The following is an 18776-nucleotide window of genomic DNA, read 5'->3' on the forward strand; positions in this document are numbered from 1 at the left end:
GAGTCGGCCGATCCGCGGCTCAGCGGCACACCGCCAGGGCGTCCAGCGCCACGGCTCCCTGCCCTCTGGGCAGCACCATCAGGGGATTGATGTCGAGCTCCGCGAGCCCGTCACCGAGTTCGAGGGCCATGCGCTGTACACGGAGCACGACCTCGACGAGCGCGTCGAGGTCCGCCGGGGGGCGCCCGCGGACCCCGTCCAGCAGGGCGCGCCCGCGCAGTTCCCCGAGCATGTCGCGCGCCTGCTCCTCACCGAAGGGCGGCACCCGCACGGCCGTGTCCCGCAGCACCTCCACGAGCACACCGCCGAGGCCGGCCGTGACCGTCGGCCCGAAGAGCCGGTCGCGCCCGACGCCGACGACCATCTCGACACCGCGCTCCACCATCTGGCACACGAGGACGCCGTCGAGTTCGACCCCTTCGTAGCGTGCGATGTCGGTGAGTTCCCGGTAGGCGTCCCTGACCTGGCTTGCGGAGGTCAGCCCGATCTTCACCAGACCGAGTTCGGTCTTGTGGGCGATCCGTGCGCCCGACGCCTTCATCACCACCGGATAGCCGACGAGGCCCGCCGCGCGCACGGCCGCCGCGGCGCTGGTCACCAGTTGCTCGCGCGGCACACGGATGCCGTAGGCCCGCAGCAGCTGCTTCGCCGCGTGCTCGCTCAGCTGCTGCCCCGGCCGCATCAGCGCCTGCGCCTTGCGGAAGGAGGGCGAGGGAGTGCGGGGCGCCGCGTCGAAGGGGGAGCGGTAGTCGCGGACGAAGCGATGGTGGTCGAGATGCGCGCGTACGGCCGTCAGGCAGTTCGCGACGGTACGGAAGGTGGCCACGCGTGAGGACCCGAGCAGGGTCTCGCGGTAGGCGGGCTCGGTGCCGACCGGCGACCCCCAGACCACGCACACCAGCTTGTCCGTGTGCTCCGCCGCGTCCACGAGATCCTGCACCAGCCTGTCGCTCAGCGGGGGGAAGGGCCCGGTGACGGGGCAGACGAGCACGCCGACCTGGGGATCGTCCAGGATCGCGTCGATGATCTTCCGTCCACGCCAGTCGCCCACGGGATGACCGCCGTTGTCGACGGGATTGGCGACGCTCAGGTACTCGGGGATCCACTGGTGCAGCTCCGCCTGCTTGGCCGCGGACAGGATCGGCAGCTCCAGTCCCGCCTCGGCCGCCAGATCCGCGACGTGCGCGCCCGTTCCGCCGGAGATCGAACAGATGACCACGCCGTCGGCGCGCGGTGCGCGTGCCCGGGCCAGGAGGGCCGCGGTGTCCTGGAGTTCGTCGAGACCGGCGACGCGTATGACCCCGTACTGCCGCATCGCCGCGTCGACCACGTCGTCGGCGCCGGTCAGTTTGCCGGTGTGCGAGGCGGCCGTGCGGGCGCCCGCCCCGGTGCGGCCGACCTTGACCGCGACCACCGGTACTCCGCGCCGGGCGGCCCGGTCGGCGGCGAGGAGGAAGGAGCGGCCGTCCTTCAGCCCTTCGATGTAGCAGGCGATGGCGCCGACCTCGGGCTGCTCGGCGAAGTAGGAGAGGAAGTCGGCGGTCTCCAGATCGGCCTCGTTGCCGGTGGGGGCCCAGTGGGAGAGCCGCACCCCCAGCTCCTGCAGGGCGAAGACGGGCCGCCCCTGGTGCCCGGACTGGGTGATGAGCGCGATGGCAGGGCCGTCGAGGTCCTCCCGGAACCGCTCGAAGGCGTTGAGGTTGGTGTTGGGGCCGAGCAGCCGAGTCCCGGACCGCTCCGCCGCGGCCGCGAGCCGCGCCTGGGCGTCCGCGCCCTCGCCGCCGGTCTCGGCGAACCCGGAGGCGAAGGCCACCGCGAACTTCACTTTGGCGGCGCCCAGTTCCTCGAAGAGCGGCAGGGGGTCGGAGACGAGCAGGACGGCCAGATCGACCTGCTCGGGCAGGTCCGAGAGGGAGGGGGAGCAGGGCACCCCGAAGACGGAGCCGCGGGTGGGGTGCACCGGATGCACCCGGGCGCCGACCCGCCCGGCCCAGTCGAGCAACTGCCGGGTGATGCCGGTGTTGGGCCGCCCCTCGGCGTCCGACGCGCCGACGACAGCGACCGACCCGGGCCGGAAGAACCGGTCCAGATCGGGGACCTCGGCGTACAGCGGACGCCCGCTGACGTCGAAGTCCGCGCCCTCCGCGGGCCTGCCGTGCACCACGGGCGGGGGCTGCGCGTCGCAGGCGATGGCCCGGGCGCGGTGGGAGTCGGTGGTGAGGGTGCCGTGGGTTGATCCAAGCATCGGTCCGCCCGCTCCTGTGTGATACAGCTCGGTAACTGACGCAGTGTCAGATTACTGAACTGACGCACTGTCAGGAAGAGACGGGACGGCACCCGGTGAGGAGCGGCCGTGCCGCCCGGGTGCCCGTCCTGCGGGCGGTGCCTCCTCCGCCCGGCCCCGGCCGGCCTCAGAGCGCCGCGCGGTCGCGCGCCGTGCGGCGTGCCACGGCCTTGGCGATCCTGCGGGCGTCGATGGCCAGTTCGCGGAACATGCCGCTGATCGGATTGGTGAAGCCGGTGAAGTACAGGCCGGGGGCGGTGCGCGGGCAACGGGCACCGTGGACGACCGGCCTGCCGTGGGTGTCCAGAACACCCAGATGACCCACGAGGCCCTCCAGGGCGCGTACATAGCCGGTCGCGGCGATCACGACGTCCGGCTCGATCCGGGTGCCGTCGGCCAGGGCGACCTTGCCGTCCTCGAATCCCTCGACCGCTGCCACGATCTCCACCCGGCCGTCGCGCACCGCGTCGATGAGTCCGACGTCCTGCACGGGGATCGCGCCCTGCTTCACGCGGGAGTAGAGACCGGTGTCGGGCCGGGGCAGGCCGTGCACCGACAGGTCCGGCACGCTGATCCTGGCCATCGGGCCGGCCAGCCGGTCGACGAGCCGCACCGGAAGCCGCCGTACGAGGATCCCGGTGAACTGGGCCGCCCATCCGGCCGTGGAGCGGCGCACCACATGGGGGGAGGTGCGCACCGACAGCCGCACGCGCGAGGCCCCGCCCTCCGCCAGGTCGACGGCTATCTCGGCACCCGTGTTGCCGACGCCGACCACGAGGACGTCCCGGCCCGCGTGCGGCGCCGGGTTGCGGTACTCGCCGGCGTGCAGGAACTCGCCGCCGTAGGTGTCCCGGCCGGGCCAGTCCGGCATGCGCGGGGTGTGGTTGTAGCCGGTGGCGACGACCACGGCGCTGCCCGTCAGTTCACGGCCGCCGGTGGCGTGCAGCAGCCAGCCGGCACCGCCCGCCGCGGGCTCGATACGCGAGACCTCGACGCCGGTGACGATCTCCAGCTGGTGGTGTTCGGCGTACTTCTCGAGATAGCGCACCACGTTGTCGCGGGCCACCCATCGCCCGAAGGACCGCGGCATCGCCAGTCCGGGCAGGGCCGACAGGCGCCGCGTGGTGTGCAGGTGCAGTCGGTCGTAGTGACGCCGCCAGGACGCCCCGACGCGGTCGGACTTCTCCAGGACGACGGCCCGAACGCCCTGGGCGCGCAGCGCGTACGCCGCGGCGAGCCCTCCCGGCCCGCCGCCGATGACGTACACCGGTCGGTCCTCGTGCGAGGGCACCGCAGGGCGCGACGAAGTGGTGGTCGAGTCGGCCATGAGCGGAGCGTATCCGCGCATGTCGTTGATGGGTCTCGGTCAAGACCGGAATCGGTTGCGAATCGATCACGCCTGTAGGAGGAGTGGGCGGGGCCGGTGTCGTAGTCGGACCGGTTGTGGTGGACGGGTGCGCGTTCGTGTCGCTCGTCCGTGGAGGGCGGAAGTGACGATGCGGTGCGGGCTCTTGCGCGGAGCAGGCCTGTGCGCTGAACTGACGTACCGTCAGATATGGGCTCGGTGGGAGACGGGGCGCCGCATGGACACGATCTGGCTCACCGGAGCGGAATGGCTCGCCGTGCTCCGCATCGGTCTCGGCCTGTGGTGGCTCGAGAGCTGGCGGCACAAGGACAAGAAGGCGTGGTTCCAGCGGGGCACCGGGATCGCGTGGGCCGCGGACGTCGCCTCCGGGCACCGGTGGACGGCGGTGCGCAGGGGGTTCGACGTCGTGGTCGCGCCCCGGCCGCGGACGATGGCGTACGTGGTCGTCCACGGCGAACTGGCCATCGGGCTCGGCCTGGTCACGGGTTTTCTCACCCCGGTGGCCCTGGTCGGGGGACTGCTCCTCGACGTCCTCTACTTCGTCCTCATGATCCATGACTGGGCCGAGCAGGGACAGAACTCGATGATGGCGCTGATCTCGGTGGTCGCCCTGTTCGGGATGTCGTGGCAGACCTGGGCGGTCGACGCTGCGCTGGGGCTGTTCCGATGAGCGGGGCGCCGCAGGGCTCGCCCCGTCACGACGAGCCCGAAGCCGATGCCTTCACACAGACGTACTGGGACGCTGCGGCGCGGGGGCGGCTGCTGATCCGCCGATGTGCCGCGTGCGGGCGCGCGCACCACTACCCGCGGGAGTTCTGCCCGCACTGCTGGAGCGATGACGTGGTCTGGGAGGCGGCGAGCGGCCGGGCCACGCTCTACACCTGGTCCGTCGTCCACCGTAACGACCTGCCCCCCTTCCGGGACCGCACGCCGTATGTGGCCGCGGTGGTCGACCTCGCGGAGGGTCCGCGGATGATGACGGAGGTGGTGGAGTGCGAGGAGGCCGAACTGCGCGTGGGGATGGGACTCAGGGCGACCTTCCGGGCCGCGGGGGCCGCCGCCGTACCGGTCTTCCTGCCGTGGCGCCGGGGCTGAGGGGCTACCCCGTCGCGGAAGCCGGAAATCGGGCGGTGAGGAAGCGCCGTACGGGCTTCAATGGCCCGATGGCCGACTTCGAGAAGAACTCCGCGGTGCTTTCGACCCCCTTCCCCGAACTGCACGGCCACGGGCTGCTGCTGTCCTCGTGGGATCCCGGATCCGAGGAGCATGTCGAGGCGCATCTGCGGGGGCTGACCGACCCCGACTTCCGCCGGTGGAACACCCCCCTGAAGACCGTGGTGGACCGGCAGAGCGCCCATGACTCGCTCAGGTCGAAGGCGCAGCACGCGGCCGACGGGACGAGCGCCCCGTTCCGGATCACCGACGCGGCACGCGGTACGACGCTCGGGCACATCGGCGTCAACGACATCGACCGGGTCATGCGCACCGCCCGCGTCGGCTACTGGGTGCTGCCCGAGGCCCGCGGCCGGGGCGTGGCCACCCGCGCGCTGGCCCTCGCCGCCCACTGGGCGCTTGCCGGCCTGGGTCTCCATCGCCTGGAGCTGGGCCATGCCCTGGGCCACGAGGCGTCCTGCCGCACAGCCGAGCGGTGCGGCTTCCGGTACGAGGGCACGTTGCGCGGAGCGATGTTCGAAGCGGGACGGCAGGACGCTTTCCGGGACGAGCACCTGCACGGGCGAATCGCCGGGGACCCGGAGCCGACGGTCCGGTAGCCGCCACGGTTCGCGGGGAGCCGGGGCGGCTCCCCGCTCAGGGCCACAGCAGTTCCCTCGTCCACCCCCGTTCGGTGCGGCGGTAGACCAGCCGTACATGCCGGCGCCGTTCGTCCCCCTGGAAGAACTCCACCTCCTCCGGACGGACGCGGTAGAGCGTCCAGGACGGCACCGGGGCATCGGGCTGCCGTTGCGCCCGCTCCCACGCCTCCTGCGAGGCGCGCGCCAACTCCTGGGCCGATCCGAGCACGTCGCTCTGGCGGCCGGTGAGCGCCGCGGCCAGCGCGCCGGTCGAGCGGGCGTGCAGATCCGCCTGGCCCTCCTCGGCGGGTGCGGCCGAGACCGGACCGCGCACCCGGACCTGACGGCCCTGCACGGGCCAGTAGAAGCCCAGCGCGGCATACGGCCTCGCCGCCAGTTGCCGGCCCTTGCGGCTGCCCGCGTGCGTGGCGAACGCCCACCCCTGTGCGTCCGCGCCGTGCAGCATCACGATGCGGACGTCCGGGGTGCCGTCCGGGTCCGCCGTCGCCAGCGACATCGTGTGCGGTTCGCTCTGTCCTGCGGCCACCGCCCGGGCGAACCACCGAGTGAACAGGGCCAGTGGCTCGTCCGGGGCCGTGGCGGGGTCGAAGGCGGGCAGCTCGGTGGTCTCCGGGTCCCACACCTTCAGGGTCCTGAGCAGCTCGTGAAGATCCGTTCCCATGCCTCGAGTATCACTGCCGCACCCGACGGCGCGGGACAGGGCGGCCCGTCGTCGATGCGGCGGCGGCCGGGCCCGCGGTGCACTCGCGGCGGCGCCTTCGCCCGCGGCTCACCGCCCGAGCACCAGCGTCCCCGACGAGCAGAACCAGCCCCCCGTCCCGGAGGCGACCCCCAGCCGGGGCAATGCGCCGCCGGGCCGCCGCACTTGACGGTCCCCGGCCTCACCGCGCAGTTGCCGCACCGCCTCCACCAGCAGGAACAGCCCCCGCATCCCGGGGTGCTGGGCCGAAAGCCCGCCCCCGTCGGTGTTCACCGGCAGCTCCCCGCCCCGCACCAGCAGCCGTCCCTTCTCCACGAACGCCCCTCCCTCGCCCTTTCCGCAGAAGCCGAGGTCCTCCAGCGTCAGCAGCGTCATGTAGGTGAAGGCGTCGTAGATCTCCGCGAAGTCGACCTCCTGCGGGCGCACCCCCGCGCGCTCGAAGGCGAGTCTGCCGCTCACGGCCGCGGGGGACACGGTGAAGTCGGGCCACTCGGACATGGCCGTGTGCGAGACGTGCTCGCCGGCGCCGAGCACCCACACCGGTGCGGTGCGGCAGTCCGGCACCAGGTCCTCGGCCACCAGCAGCACCGCCGCGCCACCGTCGGAGCGTATGCAGCAGTGGAGCTTGGTGAAGGGGTCCGCGATCATCGGGCCGGACAGCACCTCGTCGACCGTGACGGGGGCACGGAACATCGCCTCCGGGTTCGCCGAGGCGTTGGCCCGCGCCTGCACCGCCACCTCGGCCAGCTGCTCGATCGTCGTGCCGTACCGGTGCATGTGGCGGCGGGCCGCCATGGCGTACTTGGCGATGAGCGTGTGGCCGTAGGGCACCTCGAACTGGAGGGGGCCGCGGGCGCCGAAGGACAGTGTGCCGGTGCGGCGGCCCGCCCTGATGTCGGCACGGGCCGTCGAACCGTAGACCAGGAGCACGGCCCGTGCGCGGCCGGCCGCGATCGCGTCCACGGCGTGCGCCGCCATGACCTCCCAGGTGGAGCCGCCGACGGAGGTGGAGTCCACCCAGGTGGGCCTGAGCCCCAGGTATTCGGCGACCTCCACCGGCGCCAGTGTGCCGAGCCCCGCCGAGGCGAAGCCGTCCACCAGCGCGCGGTCGAGGCCCGCGTCGGCCAGGGCGCGACGGGCCGCCTGGGCGTGGAGGGCGTAGGCCGTCGCCTCGTCGACCCGGCCGCAGTCGGACAGCGAAACGCCTGCGATCGCGGCTCTCCGGGCGGTCATGGGAGTCATGGATCTGACGGTACATCAGATTGTTGGCCGCCGGGCCTGTGCATGCGCACCCCTCCGCCCTAACATGACGCGTCGTCAGATGAGGGAGGAATCCGCCCATGGACGCCCGCTTCACCGCCGAACAGGACGAGATCCGCCGCACCGTGCGGGAGGTGCTCGCGGCGCGCTGCGGGCCCGAGGACGTCCGGGCGGCCGTCCGGACCGACGCAGGGTACGACCCCGCTCTCTGGGCGACGCTCGCGAAGCAGCTCGGTCTGCCCGGTCTGGCACTTCCCGAGCACTACGGCGGCGTCGGCTGCACCGTCACCGAACTGGCCCTTGTGGGCGAGGAGGTCGGCCGCAGCCTGGCCCCCTCCCCACTGCTGTCGACGGCCGTCCTCGCCGCCCCGCTGCTGCTCGCCCTCGGCACGGAGGACCAGCGCGCCGAACTGCTGCCCCGCATCGCCTCGGGAGAGCTGACCGCCGCCCTCGCCGTGCCGGGCGCGGCCCTCGCCACCGCCCTCGCTCTGGCCGGCGGGAACCGGGGGGACTGGGCCGGCGGTGGGCGCGCGGGCGGCGTACAGGCCCGGCGGGCCGACGGGGTCTGGCGGTTGTACGGCGAGACCGGCCAGGTGCTCGACGGGCACAGCGCCGGGCTGCTGGTGGTGGCCGCCCACGCCGGGGGCTTCGCGCGGTCGCGGACCCTGCTGTTCCTCGTACGCGATGCCGGACTGCGGACACGGCAGACGGCTCTGGACGTGACCCGTCCCTGCGCCCGGGTCCGACTGTGCGACGTCGAGGCGGAGTTGCTCGGCGAGGACGGGGCCGATGTGCCGGGCGCGCTCGCCGCGGCCGGGAACCGCGCCGCCGCCGTCCTCGCCTGCGAGGCCGTGGGCGCCGCCGACCGGGCGCTGGAACGGACCGTCGAGTACGTCGGGCAGCGGCAGCAGTTCGGGCGGGCGATCGGGTCCTTCCAGGCCGTGAAGCACCGCCTGGCCGATGTGTACGTGAGGGTGCAGGCGGCTCGTTCGGCGGCCTACTACGCGGCCTGGGCGGCCCGGCAGGGGGAGCCGGTGGGCGGGCTCGCCCTGGCAGAGGCGCTGGAGGCGCTGCGGACCGCCGCGGCCGAGGGGATCCAGCTGCACGGCGGCATCGGATTCACCTGGGAGCACGAGGCGCATCTCTTCTTCAAGCGCGCGGCCGGCGACGAGCTGCTGTTCGGTCCCGTGCACCGGCTGCGGGCGCACGCCGCCGACACCGCCGGGCTCTTCGCGGGGTGCGAGGTGGCCGTATGACGTCCGCGGGCGCACGGATCGTGCAGAAGGTTTCCTCCCTGGGCGCTTTCGCGAAGGTCGCGCCCCACGTCGTGCCCGCGATGGACCGTGCGGTGCATCGGCTGACCGGGGGAAGGGCCCTGCTCAGTTCCCTGATGCTGCCGGGTGTGGTCCTCACCTCCTGCGGAGCGAGGAGCGGGCTGCCGCGCCGGACGCCCCTGGCGTGCATGCCGGAGCGCAGCGGCTGCTGGATCGTCGTCGGATCGAACTTCGGGCGGAGCGGTCACCCCGCCTGGACCGCCAACCTCCTCGTCCACCCCGAGGCCGAGGTCAGCTGGAAGGGGGAGGGCGTCCCGGTCACCGCCCGCCTGCTGGAAGGGCGTGAGCGGGCGGAGGCATGGGAGGCGGTCGTGGCCTTCTGGCCTCCGTACGCGACGTACCAGGGGCGGGTGGAGCAGGAAATCCGGTTGTTCCGGCTCGTACGGCGGTGATCAGGCCGTCGACGCGGCACCGCTCGCCCGGCCGGCCGGCCGGTGGGGCGCCCTCGCGTCGGTCGGATCGTCGCCAGACGCTCCACCAGCGGGAACGCGCCGATCCCCGGCGTCGCGGCGCCGCTGTCCGGGTGACCGCTCGGGTGGCGGATGGGTGAGTGCGCAGCACGGTCCGGGACAGGGTGCCGACGGTCGGGCGACCGGTGGCGCAGCACGCCATGTCCGCCGGGCCGAGCCCCCTCCGCACCGCCACCGGCAGGTGCGCACCCCGTCCGACCAGGTGCGCCGTGTCCCGGAGGAGGCAGCGGACCGGCGGCGTGCCGGGGGCGGTGTCCGGCGCCGTGCCCGGACCGGGCGCGGCGCAGCACCTGCCGGCCCGGCCGGACCGGATATCCGGCTGCGGCCACCGTGAGCGCCGTCGGCAAACCGGGTGACCCCGCCACCGGAACCGCGGGCCGCGCCGCCGGGGGGACAGGGGGACATGCGGGTGCCGGGCGGCCGTGGACCCGGTCGCACCGGGGCTGAACTTCGACGCGCCGGTCTTCGTCTCGATGCTCCAGGAGGACCGGGACACCGTCGCCGGGTTCGAGCGGGCGCTCGGCGAGGTGGAGCACGTCCTGGAGGCGCAGCGGCTGTTCGGCGACCCGGACCGGACGTCCGCACCGGTGATGAAACACGGGGTCAAGGACCGTCCGCTGGCCGCCACCCGCACATGAGCAGCGGGCGGTGGTCCACCGGAGTGGACCACCGCCCGCATGACAGAACGTGGGCTGGAACAGCCGACCAGGGCAGGGAAAACCTTACGGCGACGCAGCGTGACGGACGCCTACTTCGTCGGCTTCTTCCCCGTGACACCCAGATGCACCAGCAGTGCGAGGTTCGGTTTGAGTTCGGCCTGTTTGACGCCCCAGGACTGGAAGCCCTTCTGATGCGAGGCCACGGACGCGAGCATCGCCACGAGCGAGCCGGCCACGGCCGCCGGGTTCACGTCCTTGTCGACTCTGCCTTTGGACTGGAGTTCGGTGATGGAGTCCGCCAGGGAGTTGTTCACCGAGTTGAGGATCTTCATGCGGATCTTGTAGAAGCGCTTGTCGCCCTCGGCCGCCCCGAGGTCGACGACCCGCAGGATCGCGTCGTGTTTGCGCCAGAACTCGAGGAATCCGTCGACGAGTTCCTGCGCGGTCTGCCAGCCCGTCTTGCCGACCCACGAGCGCCCTTCGAGCAGCGCGGTCAACCCCGCACCCTCCGCGGCCATTTGCTCGGCGATCTCCAGGACGGCGCCTTCGACGTCCGGGAAGTACTGGTAGAAGGTCGCCGGCGACGTCCCGGCCTTCCGGGCGACATCAATGACTTTGACGTCCCGGTACGGCGACGAGCTGAGCATCTCGCTGAGGCAGTCGAGCAGCTTCTGCCGGGTCGCCTGCCCACGCCGACCCGCCACGCGGCCGTCGACGGTACGCACTTGTCCTGTCATGCCGTCAGCTTACCGAGGGGTGATCGGAGCGCGATTCGGCCGACTGCAAATGGGGAGTAGGGGGGTGCATGACGGCTCCCCGGGCGCGTGAGAAGGGAGTACGCAAGCGCGCGCCCGACGGGAAGCGCCCTTAAGTTGGCGGCATGGCCGAAAATCCGCCCTCGACCCCGCCGCATGGGAACGGTGCGAGCCCCAAAGAGGGGGCTTTTGCCCGTGAGGACCCGGACGGGCCCGCCTTCCCGGAGGGGGTCCCCTGCTGGATCGACGCGCACGTGCCCGACGTCGAGGCGGGCAAGCGGTTCTACGGCGGACTCTTCGGATGGGACTTCGAGGACGTCCGGGGCTCGGTGTGGGCCCGTTCGGGCGGCGATACCGTGGCCGCGCTGGTGCCCAAGCGGGACGGGCGGATGCCCACCGTCTGGACGGTGTACTTCGCGACGCCGGACGCCACGGCGCTCTCCGGGCGCATCCGGGCGGCAGGGGGCGCGATCGTCGTTCCGCCCACGCCGGTGGACTCGCTGGGCATCATGGGGCTGGCCGCCGACCCCGAGGGCGCCGTCTTCGGACTGTGGCAGGCCGGTACGCACCCGGGCTTCGGCAGACGGCACGAACCCGGCTCCTTCACCTGGGCCGAGCTCTACACGCGGGACACGGCGGCCGCGAACACCTTCTACACGGGCCTGTTCCACGACGCCCTGTTCGGCCCGGACACCGTGCCCGACTTCGGGCGCGCGCCCCTGCTGGACGTCTTCCCGGCCGAGATGCCGCCCCACTTCCTCGTCCATTTCGGTGTCGCGGACGGCGCGGCCGCGCTCGGCGTGCTGAGCCGGCTCGGCGGTCGCGTACAGGTACCACCGTTCGAGACCTCGTACGGATGGGTGGCGGTGGTCGCGGACGATCAGGGGGCGTCCTTCGCGCTGCTCCAGCGGTAGCCGGGGCCCATTCCCCGTCAGGGGCCGCCCCTCGGGGCACGGCAGGGGCGTGCGGGGCGGCACTTCGCGGGCGCCTCAGGCGTTTCATGATGCGGGCGCCTGCTTCCCGAAGGGCGGTCCGGCATGGTTTTGTCCTGAGACACCCCGATCCGCCCCCGGGTTCGCAACCAGTGGCCCGGACAGGGAGAATCGGGCTGCGTGCCGCCACGGCGGTGCGGTGGTGAGACGCTGCACGGGGTCGCGTGCACAAGGCGGATGACGCGACCCGTACGGGGAGGTGGCAGGCAAGTGGTGGATCAGCTGACACAGCACGATCCGCGCCGGATCGGGCCGTTCGAGGTGCTGGGACGGCTGGGTGCCGGCGGCATGGGGCTGGTCTATCTCGCGCGCTCGGCGTCCGGCAGGCGCGTGGCGATCAAGACGGTGCGCACCGAGCTGGCCGAGGACCAGCTCTTCCGTGTGCGCTTCACACGTGAGGTCGAGGCCGCGCGCGCGGTCTCCGGCTTCTACACGGCGGCCGTGGTCGACGCCGACCCGCGTGCGGCCGTGCCGTGGCTCGCCACCGCGTACGTGCCCGCACCCTCCCTCGAGGAGATAGTGACCGACTGCGGGCCGCTGCCGGCCCAGGCCGTGCGCTGGCTGGCAGCCGGCGTCGCGGAGGCGCTGCAGTCCATCCACGGGGCGGGCCTGGTGCACCGCGACCTGAAGCCGTCGAACGTGCTCGTCGTCGAGGACGGTCCACGGGTGATCGACTTCGGTATCGCCTCCGGAGTGTCGAACACGCGTCTGACGATGACGAACGTCGCCGTCGGCACACCGGCGTACATGTCCCCCGAGCAGGCGAAGGACTCGCGCAGCGTGACGGGGGCGAGCGACGTCTTCTCGCTCGGCTCGATGCTCGTCTTCGCGGCCACCGGACATCCCCCCTTCCACGGAGCCAACCCCGTCGAGACCGTCTTCATGCTGCTGCGGGAGGGCCCGGACCTCGCGGGGCTGCCGGACGAACTGCGTCCGCTGATCGAGTCCTGCATGCAGATGGACCCCACCGGCCGCCCGAACCCGGCCGACCTCCAGGCGCAGCTCGCGCCGCACCTCTTCGGCTCGGGGTCCGACGACAGCGGTACGGCGTCCGCGTGGCTGCCAGAGAAGGCCGTCGGCCTGATCGAGTCGCGCCGGGGCGGGCGTCCGGCGGCGAAGCCGTCCTCTTCGGGCAACCGCAGTGGCGGGGGCGCCCGGCCGGCGGTGCCGCCTGTGCCCCCGCACGCCCCGGTGCCCGTCCCGGTCGGGGCGCCCGACGCCGGGCCGGTGCGGCTCGCGGGCGCCGCCGTGCCCATCGGGCCCGGGCCGCGGGTCGTCGACGCGCGGGCCGCCGCGGTCAAGGCGCCGCCCCCGGAGGCGGGCCTGGTCGCTTCCTGGTCCCGCCCGGGTCCCGGGGTCAACGGCCTGGTCGGCGCCGCCGCGGTCGCTCCCGCGGTCGCGCCGCCGGACAGCGCCTCCGGATGGCGGCCGTGGCGCTTCCGGATGTCGAACGACGTCTGGGGCACCCCTTCGGTCGCCGACGACCTCGTCTACGTCACGTCCTTCGAGGTGCACGCGCTGGACGTGGCGACGGGCAGACGGCGCTTCAAGACCCGGGACGTGGCCTGGTCGATGGCGGTCGCGGACGGCCGCGTGCACGCCTCCGACGGCCCGACGCTCTTCGCCCTGGACGCCCGTGCGGGCTCGGACCTGTGGCGGCTGTCCATGGACGGCTGGGTGTACTCCCTCAGGGCCGACCGCGGCACGGTCGTCACCGGCACCCGCGGCGGCGGCGTCCAGGCGTGGGAGGCGTCCAGCGGGCAGAAGCTGTGGGAGATCGCCGGCGCCCAGACGGACTTCGAGTCGCCCGAGGCCGGACCGGTGGTCCACGACGGCACGGTGTACGTGTGGAAGGACGCCCGGCTGCGGGCCCTGGAGGCCCGTACCGGCGAGGAGCGCTGGTCCTATCCGATCGGGGACGCGGCCTCGTGCGGCGGTGTCCCCGTGCGCCTGACGCAGGCCACGGACGGCCATGTGTACGTCTCGGCCGGCACCCGGGTCCTCGCCGTCGAGGTGTCGAGCGGAATGGTGCGCTGGCACTTCGAGGCACCGGCCGTGTTCCTGTGCCCGCCGACCTTCGTGCCGGGCCCGGCGGTGACGGGCGGCGGCATCTATCTCGCGGACTACCTCGGCACGGTGTACGCCCTCGACGCGACGGACGGCCGCGACCGCTGGCGCATCGCCACCGAGTCGCGGGCCGCGATCGAGCCGGTCCTGGTGGCCGCGGGGCATGTCCATGTGGGCAGCGGCAAGGGCCTCTACACGCTGGACGCGGTCACGGGCACCCCGAAGTGGCGCTTCCAGGCGGGCGGCGACATCGTGGGCTCTCCGGCGGTGGCCGAGGGCCGTATCCACTTCGGCTCCACGGACCACCTGCTCTACACGCTGAAGGCCGACGACGGCCGGCTGCGCTGGAAGCTGGCCACCGGGGGCGAGATCACCGGGGCGCCGGTCGTCAAGGACGGTGTGGTGTACGCGTGCAGCAAGGACCGCTGCGTATACGCCCTGGACGCGGAGAAGGGGACGGGGACGGCCCGGACCACCTGAGCCGGCGGGAGCCGGACGGCCGTCGTACCAGGCCTGACGGAAGGGGCGCCGGACGGCGGCCGTCGTGTCGCCGACGCTACGCCGGGTACGCGGGTCGTGCCAGACGGTGGCGATCGGGGTGGGTGTCCCGGTAACACGTTGGCATGAGCATGCGAGGGGTGTGGTCTCGAGTTCAGCCGCAGCCGGCACGGGGGTGACAGCGGAGGAGGCGGTGCAGCAGCTCCCGCCAGGACCACGGCGGTCACTCGTCGTCCACCTCGACCGCGACGGTCGCGGTCAGGAACCCGAACGGGCGCACGGGCAGATTCCGGGTCAAGGTCTTCCAGGACTGCCGGGACACCGAGGTCGTCCGTGGATCCGGGGACGTGAGGGTGCCCGCCGGGGGCAGGGCGACCGTCGAGGTCGCCCTCGGGCCCGGCCTCGTCGGCGCGGTCGGCCGCTGCCGGGCCGATCCGGTGGTCACGGCCCACTGGCCGAGGGCTACCGCAGCCGGAACCCCGTTGTCCGCCTCCGGGCGAACAGCTCCGCCTGCCGCTCGGCGGGCAGGTTGCCGAGTGCGATGAGCCCCGGTGCCTGCGCGAACGGCGGGGCGAGCGCCGCCTCCTTCGCCGCCCACAGGGCCCGTACGGTGCCCTGCACCGCCTCCTGCGGGTAGGAGGCGATGACGGTGGCGCAGCGCAGGGCGGCGTCCAAGGCGCCGCCGGGATCGGTCAGTTCGGACACCAGCCCGGTCTCGTACGCCCGCCGCGCGGAGATCCGTTCCGCAGTGCCCATGAGGGCCATCCGCGCCGCCTCCCCGTACGGCATCCGGTGCGCCGTGTACGCGGACTCGTACGCGCTGACCATCCCGTAGGCGGTGTGCGGGTCGAAGAAGACGGCGGTGGTGTCGGCGACGACGAACTCGCTCTCACCGAGCAGATAGAACGCCCCGCCGCAGGCGATGCCCCGCACGGCGGCGATCACGGGCTTCCACAGGTCGTTCGCCTTCGGGCCGACCCTGAGCAGCGGATCGTCCACCATGTAGGGCGAGTTCGGCTGGGGCGTGTGTGTGTCCCGGTCGAGACCCGTGCAGAAGGCCCGCTCTCCCGCGCCGGTGAGGACGACGGCCCGCACGGAGTCGTCGTATCGCAACTCCCGCCAACAGGACGTCAGTTCGGCTGCGGTCGGCAGGTCGATGGCGTTGAGCCTGGCCGGCCGGTCGAGGGTGAGGACGGCGACCCCGGTCTCCTTGTCGGCGGCGATCCGCAGCCCTGCGCTCACGACCGCTCCAGAACCCAGCGCGGCATCCCGTCCCCGTCGAAGACGGCCTGGACCCTGGCGCCGATACGGATCCGGTCGCCGGGCACGGAGTTCACCGGAGCGTCCGGGCCGCTGACGAGGTTCCCGACGAGCCGGATGTGCGGCGCCTCGGCCAGCTCCACCACGACCACGTTGTACGGCGCCCGTGCCGCGTACGCCGGAAGCAGCGGCGGATGCGCGATGACGTACGACCAGATCCGCCCCTTCCCGCTCGTCGGCCGCCACTCGCTCGCGAACGACCCGCAGTGCGGGCAGCAGGGGCGCGGCGGGAAGCGGGGCTCGCCGCAGTCCGCGCAGGCCTGGACGCGCAGCTCGCCGTGTGCGGCGAACTCCCAGAAGGGCGCGCCGTCCTCGTCGTGGACCGGGGAGAGGAAGTCGTCGGCCATGCTGCGGCTCCTTGGCGGAGGGTGGGCGGGCACCGGTCAGTTCCTCAGCAGCAGGGCGGAGGTGGGCACACCCTCGCCCGCGGTGACCAGGCAGGTGGCGGCGCCCGGTACCTGAGCCGTGCTGGTCCCCCGCAGTTGCTTCACGCCCTCGTTGATCAGGTTGAACCCATGGACGTACGCCTCGGACAGTCCGCCCCCTGCGGTGTTGACGGGCAGCCGCCCGCCGATCTCGAGCGCGCCCCCCTCGGTGAATGCCCCGCCCTCCCCCCTGCCGCAGAAGCCGTATCCCTCCAGGGAGAGCAGTACGAGGGGGGTGAACGCGTCGTAGATCTGCGCGACGTCGACGTCGTCCGGAGTGAGGTCGGCGTGCTTCCACAGGTGCCGGGCGGCCGTCCAGGCCGGGCCGGTGAGCGGGTCGTCGTTCCAGTAGTTGACCATCCCGTGGTGCTGCGCGGGCAGTCCCTGGGCGGCGGCGTGGACGTACACCGGCCGGTGCCGGCAGTCGCGGGCGCGCTCGGCGGAGACGACGACACAGGCCAGCGCCCCGTCCGTCTCGAGGCAGTTGTCGAACAGGCACAGCGGTTCACTGATCCACCGGGAGCTCATGTACATCTCCCGGGTCAGCGGGCGTTCGTACATGATCGCGGCGGGGTTCTGGTTGGCCCGGTTGCGGCAGGCGAGGGCCACGTTGAAGAGGTGGTCCCGGGTGGCCCCGTACGCGTGCATGTAGCGGCGGGCGAGCATCCCGATCTCGTCGACCGGCCTCAGCAGTCCGAAGGGCCGGGTCCACTGGGCGGGGGTGGGCAGTTGGACGGCCGTGTTCCGCCACGGCCGGGGGCCGCTGCCGCGCTTGCGCGACCTCCACGCGACGCCGACGGTCGCCTGCCCGGTCGCGACGGCGGCCGCGAGATGGGCGACGGTGGCACAGGAACCGCCGCCCCCGAAGCCGACCTTGCCGAAGAAGGTAAGGTCCCCGAACCCGACCGCCTTGGCCACCTCGACCTCGTCGGTCTCCTCCATGGTGTACGAGGCGAGCGCGTCCACCTCGCCGGGCGCGATGCCCGCGTCGTCGAGAGCGGCGAGGATCGCCCGGCACGCCAAGGTCTTCTCGGGTTCCCCGAGTCGGCGGGCGAAGTCGGTCTGCCCGATGCCGACGACGGCGGTCGCGTCCTTGAGCCCGGCCATGGGCACACCTCCGCGTGGAGTCCGGTCCGGCGGCTGACAGGCCGTCAGGTTACAGCTAATCTGACGGTCAGTCAGCTACGCGTTCCGAGTTCATGTTCCGGGAGGTCGCTGTGCGCGGTGACATGGAGTGGGGCAGCATTCCGGGCCTGGTGCGCAGCGCGGCCCGTCGCCACGGGGACGTGGAGGCGGTCGTCGAGGGCCGCGCCCGGATCTCGTACGCCGAACTGGGCGCCCGGGTGGATCGCGCCGCCGCGGCCTGCATCGCGAACGGAGTCGGCGTCGGCGACCGGGTGGCGATCTGGGCGCCGAACACCCTGGACTGGATCGTCTCGGCGCTGGGCGCGGTGACGGCCGGGGCGGTGCTCGTTCCGCTCAACACGCGGTTCAAGGGCACGGAGGCGGCGTACGTGCTGGAAAGGAGCCGGGCCAGGCTGCTGTTCGTCACGGGCACGTTCCTGGGGACGTCGTACGTGGCGTCGCTGCGCCGTGCGGCGGGGGACGGACCGGGGAAGGGACCTCTGCCGGGCCTCCCGCACCTGGAAGAGGTGGTCGTGCTGGCGGACGACGCCCCGGCAGACTTCCGCACCTGGAAGGAGTTCCTGGCCGGCGGCGAGGGGACGGGGGAGAGGGAGGTACGGGCGCGGACGGCGGCCCTGACCGGGGCGTCCCCCTCGGACATCGTCTTCACCTCGGGCACCACGGGCCGCCCGAAAGGGGTGGTGATCACCCATGCCCAGTCGTTGCGGGCGTACCGGATCTGGACGGATCTCGCGGGCCTGCGGCGGGGCGACCGCTATCTGATCGTGAACCCCTTCTTCCACACCTTCGGCTACAAGGCCGGGGTGCTCGCCTGCCTGATGCGAGGGGCGACGATGGTGCCGCAGCCGGTGTTCGACGTGGACACCGTGCTGGCGAACATCGCGGCCGAGCGCATCTCGGTCCTCCCGGGCCCGCCCACCCTCCACCAGTCCCTGCTCGACCACCCCTCCCGTGCCGCCCACGACCTCTCGGCCCTGCGCCTGGTGGTGACCGGGGCGGCCGTCGTGCCGCTGCGGCTGGTGGAGCGCCTGCACGCCGAGCTCGGCGTGGAGACGGTCCTGACGGCGTACGGACTGTCGGAGGCGAGCGGTTTCGTGACGATGTGCCGCAGGGGGGACGAGCCGTCCGTGATCGCGACGACGTCGGGCCGCGCCCTGCCCGGTACGGAGGTACGGGTCGCCGACGCGAGCGGCCGGCCGGTGGCCCCCGGCGTCCCCGGTGAAGTGCTGGTCCGCGGCTTCAACGTCATGCAGGGCTACTTCGAGGACGCGCGTGCCACGGCCGAGGTGCTGACCCCCGACGGCTGGCTGCTCACGGGCGACGTGGGCGTGCTGGACGCGTTCGGCAACCTCCGCATCACGGACCGGCTCAAGGACATGTTCATCGTCGGCGGCTTCAACGCCTACCCGGCCGAGATAGAGCAACTGCTCGGCCTGCACCCGGACGTGACGGACGTGGCGGTGATCGGCGTACCGGACGCCCGCCTCGGGGAGGTCGGCAAGGCGTATGTGGTCCGGCGCCCGGGGGCGGTGCTCACCCGCGACGACCTGATCGCGTGGTCCCGCCGGGAGATGGCGAACTACAAGGTGCCGAGGGCGGTGGAGTTCGTGACGGAACTGCCGCGCAACGCGAGCGGCAAGGTGGTGAAGGGCGAGTTGCGGGGACGGGCCGGCCGCCAGGTCTGAG

At 72.9% G+C, this 18776-nt stretch carries 17 protein-coding genes and 1 pseudogene; 9 read left to right on the forward strand and 9 right to left on the reverse strand.

The genetic code is table 11. The features are described from left to right. Positions 1-19 precede the first annotated feature (19 nt). Positions 20-2245, reverse strand: coding sequence for an acetate--CoA ligase family protein (locus ACSHXN_RS23170; RefSeq protein ID WP_438303628.1), 2226 nt, complete (start codon positions 2243-2245; stop codon positions 20-22). A 166-nt stretch (positions 2246-2411) separates the two neighbouring features. Next, the gene (locus ACSHXN_RS23175; RefSeq protein WP_438303630.1) at positions 2412-3611 is read right to left on the reverse strand and encodes a flavin-containing monooxygenase; all 1200 of its coding nucleotides are present in this window, start codon (positions 3609-3611) and stop codon (positions 2412-2414) included. 256 nt (positions 3612-3867) lie between these two features. Here ACSHXN_RS23175 and ACSHXN_RS23180 point away from each other — a divergent pair, with 256 nt between their 5' ends. From ACSHXN_RS23180 to ACSHXN_RS23190, 3 genes are all read left to right on the forward strand, one after another. Continuing rightward, positions 3868-4320, forward strand: coding sequence for a DoxX family protein (locus ACSHXN_RS23180; RefSeq protein ID WP_356108453.1), 453 nt, complete (start codon positions 3868-3870; stop codon positions 4318-4320). Next, positions 4317-4745 (forward strand): Zn-ribbon domain-containing OB-fold protein, encoded by a 429-nt coding sequence (locus tag ACSHXN_RS23185; RefSeq protein WP_355131932.1) that lies wholly within the window; start codon positions 4317-4319, stop codon positions 4743-4745. The genes ACSHXN_RS23180 and ACSHXN_RS23185 overlap by 4 nt, the downstream gene beginning before the upstream one ends. 68 nt (positions 4746-4813) lie before the next feature. Next, positions 4814-5422 (forward strand): GNAT family N-acetyltransferase, encoded by a 609-nt coding sequence (locus ACSHXN_RS23190; RefSeq protein ID WP_356108451.1) that lies wholly within the window; start codon positions 4814-4816, stop codon positions 5420-5422. Between the two features lie 37 nt (positions 5423-5459). Here ACSHXN_RS23190 and ACSHXN_RS23195 read toward each other — a convergent pair whose 3' ends face one another. Then, positions 5460-6125 carry a pyridoxine/pyridoxamine 5'-phosphate oxidase gene (locus tag ACSHXN_RS23195; RefSeq protein ID WP_355131930.1) on the reverse strand — a complete coding sequence of 222 codons (666 nt, stop codon included), beginning with the start codon at positions 6123-6125 and terminating at the stop codon, positions 5460-5462. A 108-nt stretch (positions 6126-6233) separates the two neighbouring features. Further along, positions 6234-7397, reverse strand: coding sequence for a thiolase C-terminal domain-containing protein (locus tag ACSHXN_RS23200; RefSeq protein WP_383351778.1), 1164 nt, complete (start codon positions 7395-7397; stop codon positions 6234-6236). A gap of 107 nt (positions 7398-7504) precedes the next feature. Between ACSHXN_RS23200 and ACSHXN_RS23205 the strand changes: the two genes are divergently transcribed. The 3 genes and pseudogenes from ACSHXN_RS23205 to ACSHXN_RS23215 form a co-directional block, all read left to right on the forward strand. Next, entirely contained in the window at positions 7505-8680 is a 1176-nt protein-coding gene (locus tag ACSHXN_RS23205; RefSeq protein ID WP_438303631.1) for an acyl-CoA dehydrogenase family protein, read from the forward strand. Beyond that, positions 8677-9150: a nitroreductase family deazaflavin-dependent oxidoreductase gene (locus tag ACSHXN_RS23210; RefSeq protein ID WP_438303632.1), complete on the forward strand. Its 474-nt coding sequence runs from the start codon at positions 8677-8679 to the stop codon at positions 9148-9150. The genes ACSHXN_RS23205 and ACSHXN_RS23210 overlap by 4 nt, the downstream gene beginning before the upstream one ends. A 485-nt stretch (positions 9151-9635) precedes the next feature. Continuing rightward, positions 9636-9866 (forward strand): annotated as a pseudogene (locus ACSHXN_RS23215) (Lrp/AsnC family transcriptional regulator); the annotation flags it as partial. Positions 9867-9976: 110 nt separating this feature from the next. On the opposite strand, the gene ACSHXN_RS23220 reads toward ACSHXN_RS23215, so the two are convergent. Next, positions 9977-10624 (reverse strand): TetR family transcriptional regulator, encoded by a 648-nt coding sequence (locus ACSHXN_RS23220; protein ID WP_079050609.1) that lies wholly within the window; start codon positions 10622-10624, stop codon positions 9977-9979. Between the two features lie 143 nt (positions 10625-10767). Here ACSHXN_RS23220 and ACSHXN_RS23225 point away from each other — a divergent pair, with 143 nt between their 5' ends. Together ACSHXN_RS23225 and ACSHXN_RS23230 are read left to right on the forward strand one after the other, a co-directional pair. Beyond that, entirely contained in the window at positions 10768-11556 is a 789-nt protein-coding gene (locus tag ACSHXN_RS23225) for a VOC family protein (RefSeq protein WP_355131926.1), read from the forward strand. A 288-nt stretch (positions 11557-11844) separates the two neighbouring features. Then, positions 11845-14181 (forward strand): serine/threonine-protein kinase, encoded by a 2337-nt coding sequence (locus tag ACSHXN_RS23230; protein WP_355131925.1) that lies wholly within the window; start codon positions 11845-11847, stop codon positions 14179-14181. Positions 14182-14422: 241 nt separating this feature from the next. On the opposite strand, the gene ACSHXN_RS23235 is transcribed toward ACSHXN_RS23230, so the two are convergent. The 4 genes from ACSHXN_RS23235 to ACSHXN_RS23250 are packed head-to-tail and all read right to left on the reverse strand — an operon-like array spanning position 14423 to position 17051. Continuing rightward, the gene (locus ACSHXN_RS23235) at positions 14423-14644 is read right to left on the reverse strand and encodes a hypothetical protein (RefSeq protein ID WP_356291335.1); all 222 of its coding nucleotides are present in this window, start codon (positions 14642-14644) and stop codon (positions 14423-14425) included. Positions 14645-14661: 17 nt separating this feature from the next. Then, a complete protein-coding gene (locus ACSHXN_RS23240; protein WP_355131924.1) occupies positions 14662-15441 on the reverse strand; it encodes an enoyl-CoA hydratase/isomerase family protein in 780 nt (259 codons plus the stop codon). Then, positions 15438-15866 (reverse strand): Zn-ribbon domain-containing OB-fold protein, encoded by a 429-nt coding sequence (locus ACSHXN_RS23245; RefSeq protein WP_355131923.1) that lies wholly within the window; start codon positions 15864-15866, stop codon positions 15438-15440. The genes ACSHXN_RS23240 and ACSHXN_RS23245 overlap by 4 nt, the downstream gene beginning before the upstream one ends. Before the next feature lie 36 nt (positions 15867-15902). Then, positions 15903-17051, reverse strand: coding sequence for a lipid-transfer protein (locus ACSHXN_RS23250; RefSeq protein WP_355131922.1), 1149 nt, complete (start codon positions 17049-17051; stop codon positions 15903-15905). Between the two features lie 110 nt (positions 17052-17161). Here ACSHXN_RS23250 and ACSHXN_RS23255 point away from each other — a divergent pair, with 110 nt between their 5' ends. Further along, positions 17162-18775: a FadD3 family acyl-CoA ligase gene (locus ACSHXN_RS23255; RefSeq protein WP_438303633.1), complete on the forward strand. Its 1614-nt coding sequence runs from the start codon at positions 17162-17164 to the stop codon at positions 18773-18775. Position 18776: the final 1 nt, after the last annotated feature.

The sequence above is a fragment of the Streptomyces sp. HUAS TT11 genome (genome assembly GCF_051553595.1).
Lineage (GTDB): Bacteria > Actinomycetota > Actinomycetes > Streptomycetales > Streptomycetaceae > Streptomyces.

What these genes read in the sequence shown, in the direction of transcription:
- ACSHXN_RS23185 (WP_355131932.1), top strand. Translation starts at nt 4,317, where the DNA reads ATGAGCGGGGCGCCGCAGGGCTCGCCCCGTCACGACGAGCCCGAAGCC.
- ACSHXN_RS23170 (WP_438303628.1), bottom strand. Translation starts at nt 2,245, where the DNA reads ATGCTTGGATCAACCCACGGCACCCTCACCACCGACTCCCACCGCGCC.
- ACSHXN_RS23200 (WP_383351778.1), bottom strand. Translation starts at nt 7,397, where the DNA reads ATGACCGCCCGGAGAGCCGCGATCGCAGGCGTTTCGCTGTCCGACTGC.
- ACSHXN_RS23180 (WP_356108453.1), top strand. Translation starts at nt 3,868, where the DNA reads ATGGACACGATCTGGCTCACCGGAGCGGAATGGCTCGCCGTGCTCCGC.
- ACSHXN_RS23205 (WP_438303631.1), top strand. Translation starts at nt 7,505, where the DNA reads ATGGACGCCCGCTTCACCGCCGAACAGGACGAGATCCGCCGCACCGTG.
- ACSHXN_RS23195 (WP_355131930.1), bottom strand. Translation starts at nt 6,125, where the DNA reads ATGGGAACGGATCTTCACGAGCTGCTCAGGACCCTGAAGGTGTGGGAC.
- ACSHXN_RS23175 (WP_438303630.1), bottom strand. Translation starts at nt 3,611, where the DNA reads ATGGCCGACTCGACCACCACTTCGTCGCGCCCTGCGGTGCCCTCGCAC.
- ACSHXN_RS23210 (WP_438303632.1), top strand. Translation starts at nt 8,677, where the DNA reads ATGACGTCCGCGGGCGCACGGATCGTGCAGAAGGTTTCCTCCCTGGGC.
- ACSHXN_RS23220 (WP_079050609.1), bottom strand. Translation starts at nt 10,624, where the DNA reads ATGACAGGACAAGTGCGTACCGTCGACGGCCGCGTGGCGGGTCGGCGT.
- ACSHXN_RS23250 (WP_355131922.1), bottom strand. Translation starts at nt 17,051, where the DNA reads ATGGCCGGGCTCAAGGACGCGACCGCCGTCGTCGGCATCGGGCAGACC.
- ACSHXN_RS23225 (WP_355131926.1), top strand. Translation starts at nt 10,768, where the DNA reads ATGGCCGAAAATCCGCCCTCGACCCCGCCGCATGGGAACGGTGCGAGC.
- ACSHXN_RS23245 (WP_355131923.1), bottom strand. Translation starts at nt 15,866, where the DNA reads ATGGCCGACGACTTCCTCTCCCCGGTCCACGACGAGGACGGCGCGCCC.
- ACSHXN_RS23190 (WP_356108451.1), top strand. Translation starts at nt 4,814, where the DNA reads ATGGCCGACTTCGAGAAGAACTCCGCGGTGCTTTCGACCCCCTTCCCC.